General features: G+C 69.6%; 11 protein-coding genes. 9 read left to right on the forward strand and 2 right to left on the reverse strand.

All coding sequences use genetic code 11. The annotated features are described in order from the left end of the window. Positions 1–232 precede the first annotated feature (232 nt). From ssd to B3611_RS06900, 7 genes are read left to right on the forward strand one after another with little or no spacing between them, the layout of a single operon-like run. Positions 233–1279 (forward strand): septum site-determining protein Ssd, encoded by a 1047-nt coding sequence (gene ssd / locus B3611_RS06870; RefSeq protein WP_291314344.1) that lies wholly within the window; start codon positions 233–235, stop codon positions 1277–1279. After that, on the forward strand, positions 1276–2367 hold the full coding sequence (locus tag B3611_RS06875) for a TadA family conjugal transfer-associated ATPase (RefSeq protein ID WP_291314345.1): 1092 nt from the start codon (positions 1276–1278) through the stop codon (positions 2365–2367). The genes ssd and B3611_RS06875 overlap by 4 nt, the downstream gene beginning before the upstream one ends. Further along, positions 2364–3134 carry a type II secretion system F family protein gene (locus tag B3611_RS06880; RefSeq protein ID WP_291314346.1) on the forward strand — a complete coding sequence of 257 codons (771 nt, stop codon included), beginning with the start codon at positions 2364–2366 and terminating at the stop codon, positions 3132–3134. The genes B3611_RS06875 and B3611_RS06880 overlap by 4 nt, the downstream gene beginning before the upstream one ends. Continuing rightward, positions 3131–3724 (forward strand): type II secretion system F family protein, encoded by a 594-nt coding sequence (locus B3611_RS06885; RefSeq protein WP_291314347.1) that lies wholly within the window; start codon positions 3131–3133, stop codon positions 3722–3724. The genes B3611_RS06880 and B3611_RS06885 overlap by 4 nt, the downstream gene beginning before the upstream one ends. A gap of 49 nt (positions 3725–3773) precedes the next feature. Beyond that, positions 3774–3986, forward strand: a complete 213-nt coding sequence (locus B3611_RS06890; protein ID WP_414646312.1) for a DUF4244 domain-containing protein — start codon at positions 3774–3776, stop codon at positions 3984–3986. Beyond that, positions 3986–4279, forward strand: coding sequence for a hypothetical protein (locus B3611_RS06895; protein WP_291314348.1), 294 nt, complete (start codon positions 3986–3988; stop codon positions 4277–4279). The genes B3611_RS06890 and B3611_RS06895 overlap by 1 nt, the downstream gene beginning before the upstream one ends. Further along, on the forward strand, positions 4276–4599 hold the full coding sequence (locus B3611_RS06900; protein ID WP_291314349.1) for an Rv3654c family TadE-like protein: 324 nt from the start codon (positions 4276–4278) through the stop codon (positions 4597–4599). Before B3611_RS06895 ends, B3611_RS06900 begins: the two co-directional genes overlap by 4 nt. On the opposite strand, the gene B3611_RS06905 is transcribed toward B3611_RS06900, so the two are convergent. Then, a complete protein-coding gene (locus tag B3611_RS06905; protein ID WP_291314350.1) occupies positions 4596–6953 on the reverse strand; it encodes a DEAD/DEAH box helicase in 2358 nt (785 codons plus the stop codon). The genes B3611_RS06900 and B3611_RS06905 overlap by 4 nt on opposite strands. Before the next feature lie 212 nt (positions 6954–7165). Between B3611_RS06905 and B3611_RS06910 the strand changes: the two genes are divergently transcribed. Beyond that, a complete protein-coding gene (locus B3611_RS06910; protein WP_291314351.1) occupies positions 7166–7369 on the forward strand; it encodes a cold-shock protein in 204 nt (67 codons plus the stop codon). A gap of 96 nt (positions 7370–7465) precedes the next feature. On the opposite strand, the gene B3611_RS06915 is transcribed toward B3611_RS06910, so the two are convergent. Next, positions 7466–8092 carry a DedA family protein gene (locus B3611_RS06915; RefSeq protein ID WP_291314352.1) on the reverse strand — a complete coding sequence of 209 codons (627 nt, stop codon included), beginning with the start codon at positions 8090–8092 and terminating at the stop codon, positions 7466–7468. A 245-nt stretch (positions 8093–8337) separates the two neighbouring features. On the opposite strand from B3611_RS06915, the gene topA reads away from it, so the two are divergent. Next, on the forward strand, positions 8338–11006 hold a 2669-nt coding region (gene topA / locus B3611_RS06920; RefSeq protein ID WP_291314353.1), incomplete at its 3' end, for a type I DNA topoisomerase.

Raw genomic sequence — 11006 nt, forward strand, 5'->3', positions numbered from 1 at the left:
GTGCAATACTTATGGGTGCACGGCCCCGATATACAGTGTGGCCTGCTCCGGCCCTCCCCCCGAGGCCGGGTTATCGACGGCCCGCGCACACCCCCCCCCGAGGCGCGGGCCGTCCCTTATGCCCGGTGCTCTGTCCACAGGGGAAACGTGACGGGTCACCCATATGAGGGGTTATCCACAGACACGCAGATGGGCCGTTGTGCGGCCCGCCCGGGCACGCGAGGGTGGACCCATGACCACCGCGACACCCGCAGATCCCCTGCTCCTCGCCATCGAGGACCCCATCCTGCACCCCGAAGCGACCCATATCGCCGCCGCGACGGGGCGCCCGATCATCGAGGCTGACGGACCCGACACCCTCCGCCGCCACTTCGCGCGTGCCCATGCGGTCTTCCTCGACGCCGCCTACGCGGATGCGATCTCCGCACTACCTCCCCGGCGCGGGGTCTTCCTCCTCGGAGGCGATCTCTCCTCCATAGATGCGGAGCACGCCCGGGTCCCGGGGGCGGCGGCCTCCTTCGTCCTGCCCGCGCAGTCCGCGGAGCTCCTGCGTGCGGTCGGTGCGTTGAACGTAACTGAACCGCCGGGCGGTGGGGGTGGGGTGATCGCGGTTGTCGGGGCGGCCGGCGGGGTGGGGGCATCGACCCTTGGGGCGTCGATAAGCCGCGTCGCCGGCAGGGACCTCGAGCCGACGCTTATCGACGCCCACCGCTACTCCGGCGGGCTCGACCTGCTGCTCGGGATCGAGGACGAACCCGGTGCCCGGTGGGGCGAAATAGTTCTCGGGGAGGGCGCGGTGGACCGGGCGGACGTGCGACGGGCATTACCCGCGACCCGCGACGGGATCGCCGTGCTGACGTATCCGCGCACCACCATCAGCGACCCCTACTCGGTTGATAAACCGGCCGTTGAGCGCCTCGTCACCGCGGTGGCGGGGGGAGGGCTGGCAGTCGTGGACGCCCCGGTCGCGCTCCTGCCGGCCCGCTGCGACCTAGCGGTGGTGGTGACCCCGTCGGAGGTGCGCGGGGCCGCCGCGGCCACGCGGATAGTCGCCGAATGCGCGGCATCGGGCACCCCGGCCGCCCTGGTTCTGCGTCACCGCGGGTGGTCCTCGCTGACGCGGGAGGAGGTCGAACACATCGCGCGGGCGGGGGTGGTGGCGGAGGTGGGCGATATCACCCGCCTCAGCCGCACCGTCGAGACGGCGGGCCTGCCCGCCCGCCTTCCCCGTTCTCTCGGGCGCGCGGCGGCCGCCGTGTTGCAGGAGGCGGGCCTGTGAGCGGCGACATCCTCGAACGCGTGCGACGCCGCCTCGCGGACGAGCCCTGCACGCCGGATCCGGCGCGACTGGCCGCCATCGTGCGCGAGGAGGCCGTGGTGATCAGCGATGTCGACGTGCTGGACATCATGCGGACACTTCGTGACAACACCGCCGGCGCCGGTGCCCTTGAGCCCCTCCTTGCCGGGGAGGAGGTCACGGACGTGTGCGTCAACGGACCGGACGCGGTGTACGTGGACCGCGGACGGGGTCTGGAGCTTTCCCCCGTGCGCTTCGCCTCCGATGGCGAGGTGCGCAGTCTCGCCTCCCGTCTCGCGGCGGGGTGCGGCAGGCGGCTCGACGATGCCCAGCCGTACTGCGACGGCCATGTCGCCCGGCCCGACGGGGCGATCCTTCGCTTCCACGCAGTCCTCGCCCCCACGGCGCAGGTGGGGACATGCATATCCCTGCGCGTCCTGCGGGGCACCACAACAACCCTCAACCAGCTGCACGCGGCCGGTTCGATCGACGGGGAGCAGGTGGGGATGCTGAGGCGCATCGTGGCGGAGAGGAAGTCCTTCCTGGTGGTCGGGGGAACGGGAGCGGGGAAGACCACCCTGCTGTCGGCAATGCTGGCCGAGGCGGGGCGGGATGAACGGATCATCGCCATCGAGGACACGGTGGAGCTGGCTCCGGATCACCCGCACGTGATCAACCTGACCACGCGGGGGGACAACGCCGAGGGTGTGGGCCGCATCAGCATCGCGGACCTGGTGCGCCAGGCACTGCGGATGCGCCCCGACAGAATTGTCGTCGGGGAAATCCGGGGTGCGGAGGTGGTGGATCTCCTCGCCGCGCTGAACACCGGGCATGACGGCGGGGCCGGTACCCTCCACGCCAACTCGGTGGGCGAGGTTCCCGCCCGCCTGGAGGCCCTCGCCGCCCTGGGCGGGTTGGACAGGGCGGGGCTGCACTCCCAGCTGGCGGCCGCGGTGGACTACGTGATCGTGGTCAAGCGCCGCACCGACGGCACCCGCCGACTGCACCAGATCGGGGTGCTCGAGGGGAACCCGGTCGGGGTGAGGGTCATGTGGGAGGACGCGGCATGATGTGGGTCTTCTTTTCCTGTGCCGCGGTGCTGCCGGTTCCGCGCCCCGCCCGGCGCGTCGCGGGGGCGCGCGGTCCCTCCGTCGGGCCCGCCTGGATTCCCGTCCTCGTGGGCGCGGCGGCCCTGGGGGTCATCGCGCTCGACCGCGTCCCTGTGGTCCTCTCGGCCTGCGTGGTCGGGGCGACGGTGCTTCACACCGTGGTGCAGCGTAGGGAGGCCGCCGAGGCCGGACGCCGGGTGGAGGTGACGGCGGGGTTCCTCGGCCACCTCGTGACCAATCTCCGGGCGGGCGCCCAGCTCGCGGATGCCACCTCACGCGCCGCCGAGCACCTTCCCCCCGCCGCCCCCGCGGCGCTGCGTGACGACATCAGGCGCGCAGTCGCCACCACCCGCCTGGGTGGTGCTCCGGAGGAGGCCCTGCGCGCGGCATCCGCCCCCGAGCTGCGGGAAGTGGGCGCATTATGGGGCCTGGCGACCTCGCGCGGGCTCCCGATCGCGGATCTCCTCGTGCGCGCACGCGACCGCCTGGACCAGAGGCAGCGTCACCGAGCCGCGACCGAAGCCGCCCTGGCCGGTCCGAAGACAACGGCGGTGGTCCTTTCCGCCCTTCCCCTGGCGGGAATCGCGATGGGTACCGCAATGGGCGCGGACCCCCTCCGGGTTCTCCTGGGTGACGGGGTGGGTGGGTGGTTGCTGCTCGGCGGCACAACACTCGTGTGCGCCGGATTCCTCGCCTGCGCCCGCATCATTTCGGGGGCCGCATCATGAGCACTCTGGTACCCGCAATCTTCACCGCGGCCGCCCTGTGCGTCCCGGTGGCGGGGCCCGGCGGGAGGGTGTCTCCGCCGAAGAGCCCGAGGGATGGGCCGGTCCCGCACCGGTTCCCCGCTTCCCGGGCTCACACCGCGCTCAAGGTTGAGAGCCACCGAGTCGCTAGCGACCTCGACCTCTTCGCCGCCTGTTTCCGCGCCGGGCTGCCCGCCGCCTCCGCCGCGGCGGCCGTCGCCGAATCGTACGACGGGGATGACGGGGAAGTACCCGGGATGTGGCGAACCGCAGCCGCGCTCACGGTGCTCGGTGCTGAACCCGAGCGGGCCTGGGCACACATGCACCGCCTCCCCGGCGGGGCCGAGCTGGCCGCCCTGGTTGCGCTCTCCGGCACCTCGGGTGCGGCCGTCGCGGTGGGGTGTGAACGCATCGCCGCGGGTCTGCGCGAGGATGCCTCCGACGTTGCCACGGCCAGGGCCGAGCGAGCCGGGGTCCTCATTGCCATCCCCTTGACCGCCTTCTTCCTCCCGGCCTTTTTCGTGCTCGGGCTCGCGCCCGTGGTCATCGGCTTGGCCGGAACTCTCACCTGACACACCACCTGACACACCACCGAAAAGGAGAATCTCCGTGATCCGACCAATTGACCATGTCACCGCCCACCTCACCGCCCACGCCTTCGCTCGCCTCGCCGCATTGTCCAACGACCGCGGAATGTCCACCATCGAATACGCCTTCGGCTCGCTGGCCGCCGCCGCGCTGGCCGGGGTGCTCTACATGGTTGTCAACGGCAACGGGGTGGTCTCCGCTATTGAGGGAGTGATCACCGACGCGCTGAACAACAAACCGGGCTAATGCTTTCCGACGACACCGGTTCCGTCACCGTCGAGGCCGCCCTGTCCCTGTCAGTCCTGGTCACCGTGGCGGCCGCCGCCATCGCCGGCATCACCACCATGGCGGCCTACATCGCTGCCGTGGACATTGCCGGTGCGGCGGCCCGCTCCCACGCCATCGGAGTGGCTTACGACGCACCCCGTGGCTCCGTCGATGTCAGCGAGGCAGGCGGCCAGGTCACCGTCACCGCCCGGGTCCCCGGGGCCCTCATGGATGTCTCCGCCCGGGCCACTTACCCGGTGGAGTTCCGGTGAGGGGCCGCCTGGGCGGGGACGAGGGGTACGCGACCGTCACCTCGGCCGGCATCATTGCTGCGGTGGTGAGCCTGTTGCTCGTGGTAGCAGGGCTGGGCGCCCGCGTCGTGGACACGCACAGGGCGCGGGGTGCCGCCGACCTCGCGGCGGTCGCGGCGGCCACGGCCCTCTACCAGGGGTTTGACCCGTGCCGCGCAGCCGAGCGCACCGCCCGCGACAACGGAGCGCGGATGGAGTCATGCACCGAGCACCCGCCCGATGTCGTGGTTACGGCCCGGGTCGGCAGCCGCAGCGCCTCGGCACGCGCGGGCCCGCTCTAGCGGGGCCGGCCGGTGGCGCCCTCCCACCCGCCGGTCATGCTCACCAGCGCGCCGAGCAGCGCGAGTGCGGCGCGCTTGTCCAGCGGCTGGTTGCCGTTACCGCACTTCGGCGACTGCACACAGGACGGACAGCCGGACTCGCAGGCGCAGGACTTCACTGCCTTGTAGGTCGCGGAGATCCACTCGTGGAAGCGGGCGTAGCCTTCGTCGGCGAAACCGGCTCCCCCGGGGTGGCCGTCGTAGACGAACACCGTCGGCAGGAGGGTGTCCTGGTGCAGTGCGGTGGAGACGCCGCCGATGTCCCACCGGTCGCATGTCGCCAGCAGCGGCAGGAGACCGATGGCGGCGTGCTCCGCCGCGTGCAGGGCGCCGGGGACCTCCCCCGCGGAGATCCCCATCGCCTCGAGAGCCAGGGGATCGACCGTGTACGCCACCGCGCGGGTGACCAGGCGCTGCTCCGGCAGATCGAGGGGGATGTGCTCCGAAACGGTGCCGTCGGACAGCCTCACCACGTACCCCGTGACGCGGTCGATCACCTCCACGTCGACGTTGGCCACCCAGAGCCCCGGTGACGGGTTCACCCGGGCGGTGGCCTCGCCCAGGATGGTGATCTCGGTCGTGGAGCGGGCCTGCGTGGAGTAGTCGGGGGTTTCCGGACGCGCCAGGGCGATGTAGTCGTCCAAGTCGAGGGAATCGATGACGAAGTGCTCGCCCTGGTGGATGTACACCGCGCCGTCGTGAACCTGGCTTGCCGCGCGGCCCGCGTCGACGGTGCCGAGCAGGCGGCCGTCGGAAATGTCGACGATCATGACCTCCGACCCTGTGCCGCCGCGGAGGCTCACCGAGGCGTGCGCGGTTTCCGGGGCGAGTTCAGCGTCCAGCCTGGGTGCGGCGAACCACCCTTTCGGGCGCGCGCGGAGGTACCCGTCCCGGGTGAGGCCGTCAACGACCCCCCGGGCGCCAAAGGCCTCCACATCGGCCGGGGTGAGGGGTTTCTCCACGGCCGCGCAGTACATGTGCCCCCGCAGTATGTAGGGGTTGGAAGGGTTGAACACGCTGTTTTCCACCGGGCGCCCGAGCAGCGCCTCCGGGTGGTTGACCAGGTAGGTGTCCATCGGCTCGTCGCGGGCCACCATCACCACAACGGATGCCTGCCCCCGCCGCCCCGCCCGGCCCGCCTGCTGCCGGAATGACGCGACCGTGCCCGGAAAACCGGCCATCACCACAGCATCCAGGCCGCCGACGTCGATGCCCAGTTCGAGGGCGTTGGTGGTGGCCAGCCCGAGGAGATCCCCGTCGTCGAGCGCACGCTCCAGACGGCGGCGGTCCTCCGCCAGGTAGCCGGCGCGGTAGGAGGCGACCCGCTGGGCGAAGTCCGCGCGGCCGGCCGCGACCAGGTCCTCCTGGGCGCGCATCGCCACCAGCTCAGCGGCGCGCCGGGAGCGGACGAACGTGAGGGTCCGCGCACCGTCGAGGACCAGCGCGGACATGACCGAGGCTGCCTCCGTCGTGGCGGCGCGGCGCACGGGAGCACCGTTCTCACCCTCCGCGCCGTCGATGAAACCGGGTTCCCACAGCGCGATGGTGCGCTCACCGGTGGGGGCACCGTCCTCGGTCACCGCGACAACGTCGCGGCCGCACAGACGCGACGCCTGCCCGGCGGGGTCGGCGGCGGTGGCGGAGGCGAAGATCAGGGTGGGACGCGACCCGTAGGCGGCCGCCAGGCGGAGCAGGCGGCGCAGCACCAGGGCCACGTTGGCGCCGAACACACCCCGGTAGGTGTGGCACTCGTCGACCACCACGTATTTCAGGTGGCGGAAAAGTCGCGCCCAGCGGGCGTGGTTCGCGAGTATGCCGGCGTGGAGCATGTCGGGGTTGGTGAAGATGAACCGGCTCTGTTCCCGGATCGCCGGGCGGGCCTCCACGGGGGTGTCCCCGTCGTAGGGGGCGGGGTGCGCCCCCGCGGGCGCGAGGGCGCCGGCGGCGTGGACCTGGTCGGAGCCGAGCGCCTTGGTGGGGGTGAGGTACATCGCGCAGGCCGTCTCGTCACGCGCGAGGGCGGTGAGGACGGGGAGCTGGTATCCGAGGGACTTGCCTGACGACGTCCCGGTGGCCACCACCACGTCGCGGCCCTTCCAGGCGAGCTGGGCGGTGCGCGCCTGGTGGGTGTAGAGCCGGGTGATGGAGGCGTCGAGAAGCGATTGCCTGATACCCCCGTCGATCCAGTCGGGCCACGGCGCCCAACTGGCGGGGGTGGCGGGGCGGTGTTCGACGTGCGTGATGCGGGAGGTGGGAAAGCGGGCATGGAGGGCGGAGATGAGCTCCGCACCCAGGGAATGGTCTGGTGTGAGCATGGGTTCTACCCCCGGTCGCGGCTGTGGATTCGAAGAATTATGCCACCCCCCTGGCGGAAATCGGATATCCCTGGCATAATGCTTCTTGGTCGCAGATTCTGTGCGCGCCTTAGAGGGTGCTCGTGGGTTTTTGTTTACGCGGGCACCAGGTCCTTTCAGGCCTGGTGATCGAGAGACCGTTCGTTGCCAGCAATTTTTTGAAAGGTACAAACATGGCTACAGGAACTGTCAAGTGGTTCAACGCGGAAAAGGGCTTCGGCTTCATCGCTCCCGACGATGGATCGGCTGATGTCTTCGTGCACTACTCCGAGATCAAGGGCGCGGGCTTCCGCACCCTCGAGGAGAACCAGCAGGTCGAGTTCGAGGTCGGCGACGGCACCAAGGGCCCGCAGGCCCAGGACGTTCGCCCCATCTAGGCTCGAACCTGAATAATCCCCCCGCCCCCCGAGGGCAGGGGGATTTTTTGTGCCTTCCCGCGATGGCGCTGCCGCCAGGAGAGAGACGGACGGGAGCTAGATGGCCGAGACTCCGCGACGCACGTCGTTCCAGTCGAAGAGCCACCCCTGTGCTTTCTGGATCACCAACCCCACCAGCGAGCCCAGCGTCACACCGACGACCATCGCCAGCAGGGGGAAGTTGGCGAAGAGCGAGCCACCCAGGTAACCCACCCCGACCCCGAGGCAGGCCCAGATGAGCACGCCGATCGTGTCATAGATGAAGAAGGCCGCCCAGTTGTACCCGACGGAGCCGAGGACGATCGTGGCCACCCAGCGCGCCCAGGGGAGGAAGCGGGCGACGATGATCGTCGCGCCTGCGCCGCGGTTCATGTTGCGCCGCACCCACGCGATGGAGACACCGGCCTTGGACTTCGGGTCGAGGCGGTCAACCACCTTGATCATCCTCTTGCCCAGGCGGAAACAGATGTTGTCACCGATGATCGCGCCGATGACGGCCGCACCGATGACGCCCCAGACGTCCGGGACGCCCCGCGAGGCGGAGAAGGCGCCGGCCAGGTTGAGCACCGACTCGGAGGGAACCACGGGCGCAAGCGCGTCGCTCACGATGAGCAGGCTGACCAGCGGATAGAAGATGGTCATCTGCATCAGCTGCTCGAGGAAGTGGATCATCGAATCGATCACTGCGGTTGTGCTCCTTCCGGGCCGGACGGGGGCTGCGCGGCGGCCCTCAGACGAGTGTAATGACCCGCGTGATGAGCAAGCATATTTCCGCTAGTCGGCGTACGCGTGATAGTTGTCTGATAGAAAGAAGTGAGTTTTGACTTTCTGCGCGGCCAGCCCCTCGGAGCCCGCCAATATGGTGGTGGCCAAGGATGCGTCCTTAATATAAGGCGCAGATCGGACAGAGAAGAGAGGTGTCACCCGGCGTGGCAGACAACGGCAAGACCCTCGTCATCGTGGAGTCGGCGACGAAGGCCAAAAAGATCCAGAAGTACCTGGGCGGCGACTACATCGTCGAGGCCTCGGTGGGTCACATCCGCGATCTTCCCGGACGCGCCGCGGACATTCCCGCGAAGTACAAGAAGGAGCCCTGGGCCAAGCTCGGCGTGAACCCGGAGGAGGGTTTCGCCCCGATCTACGTCATCAGCCCGGACAAGAAGAAGAAGGTCGCCGACCTCAAGGACAAGCTCAAGCAGTCCGACAAGCTCCTTCTCGCGACAGACCCCGACCGCGAGGGCGAGGCAATCGCCTGGCACCTGTTGGAAACGCTGAAGCCGAAGGTCCCCGTGGAGCGGATGGTGTTCAACGAGATCACCGAGGCCGCGATCCGGGAGGCCGCGGAGAGCACGCGCGAGCTAGACATGGATCTCGTGGATGCCCAGGAGACGCGCCGCATCCTCGACCGCCTCTACGGTTACGAGGTCTCCCCGGTCCTGTGGAAGAAGGTCATGCCGCGGTTGTCCGCCGGCCGCGTGCAATCGGTGGCCACCCGGGTCATCGTCGAGCGGGAGCGCGAGCGCATGGCCTTCATCCCCGCCGAATACTGGGACCTTTCCGCTACCCTCGCGCCCGGACAGTCCGCCGAGGAGTTCGAGGCGAAGCTCGTCGGGGTGGACGGCAAACGCGTCGCCCAGGGCCGCGACTTCGATGACCGGGGCCGCGTCAAGTCCTCCGGGGTCTACGTCGTGGACCAGCCCGCGGCAGAGGCCCTCGCCGAGGGCCTGAAGGGCACCGCCATGTCGGTGACCAGGGTGGAGGAGAAGCCGTACACCCGCCGGCCCTACCCCCCGTTCATGACCTCCACGCTCCAGCAGGAGGCCGGCCGCAAGCTGCACTTCACCTCGGCGCGCACGATGCGCATCGCGCAGAGGCTCTACGAAAACGGCCACATCACCTACATGCGTACGGACTCGACCGCCCTGTCCAAGCAAGGCCTCGACGCGGCACGCTCCGCGGCGACCGAGCTCTACGGAACGGACTACGTCAGTGCGTCGCCGCGCGTCTACGACCGCAAGGTGAAGAACTCGCAGGAGGCCCACGAGGCCATCCGCCCCGCGGGTGAGCGCTTTGCGACGCCCGGCCAGCTCGCCAGCACCCTCGACGCCGAGGAGTTCAAGCTCTACGAGCTGATCTGGCAGCGCACCGTCGCCTCGCAGATGAGCGACCTGCGCGGAACCTCCATGAAGCTCACCGTCGCGGGCACCGCCAGCACCGGTGAGCGCGCCGAGTTCGCCGCCACCGGCCGCACCATCACCTTCCCGGGTTGGATGCGCGCGTACTCGGACGCCGGCGACTCCGAGACGCACCTGCCGCGTCTGGCGGACGGTGACGCGCTCACCACGGTGAAGGTCACCGCCGACGGCCACTCCACCAACCCTCCGGCGCGCTACACCGAGGCGAGCCTTGTGAAGAAGATGGAGGAGCTCGGCATCGGCCGTCCGTCGACGTACGCGTCGATCATCAAGACGATCCAGGACCGCGGCTACGTCGCTGCCCGCGGCAACGCGCTCGTGCCCACCTGGGTCGCCTTCTCGGTCATCGGCCTGATGGAGAACAACTTCGACGCCCTCGTGGACTATGACTTCACCTCCTCCATGGAGGACGAGCTCGACGAGATCGCCCACGGCAACGAAAACCGCACCGAGTGGCTCACCGGCTTCTACTTCGGCGACGCCGACGCTGACGACAACATGGCGGAGGCCGTCGCGCGCCGCGGCGGGCTGAAGCACATCATTGAGGACAACCTCGAAAACATCGACGCCCGCGAGGCCAATTCGCTGAGGCTTTTCGACGACTCCGAGGGGCGCACCGTCTACGTCCGCGTGGGCCGCTACGGGCCCTACATCGAGCGTCGCGTGGGCACCGACGATGCCGGTGAGCCCGAGTACCAGCGGGCCAACCTGCCCGAGTCCGCCACCCCGGACGAGATCACCCTGGAGATGGCGGAGAAACTCTTCGCCACCCCGCGTTCCGGCCGGGAGCTGGGGGAGAACCCGGCCAACGGCCGGATGGTCGTCGCACGGGAGGGCCGCTACGGGCCCTACGTCACCGAGCTGGTCAGGGATGACGAGCGGGAGCGCGCCGAGGCCCGGGCCGAGGAGGTCGTCGCCGAGGAGCGGGCCGCCGAGGACAGGCAGCGCGCCGAGGAGGGCAAGCGGGCGAAGAACTGGGAGACCAAGACGGCCGCCGCGCAGAAGGAGAAGCGCGTCGAGGAGCTGGTGGAGGAGCAGCTCAAGCCCGCGACCGCGTCGCTGTTCAGCTCCATGGAGCCGTCGAGTGTGACGCTGGAGGAGGCCCTCAAGCTGCTTTCCCTGCCGCGCGAAGTGGGTGTCGACCCCTCGGACAACGAGATGATCACGGCCCAGAACGGCCGCTACGGGCCGTACCTGAAGAAGGGCAGCGACTCGCGCTCCCTGGCCAGCGAGGACCAGATCTTCGACATCACCCTCGAGGAGGCCCGCCGCATCTACGCGGAGCCGAAGCGCCGCGGGCGCGCCGCCGCCAAACCGCCGCTGAAGATGCTGGGTGACAACGATGTCTCGGGCAAACCCATGAGCATCAAGGACGGTCGCTTCGGCCCCTACGTCACCGACGG

Origin of the sequence: Corynebacterium sp. UBA2622, assembly GCF_002339505.1 — a bacterium.
Classification (GTDB): Bacteria; Actinomycetota; Actinomycetes; order Mycobacteriales; family Mycobacteriaceae; genus Corynebacterium.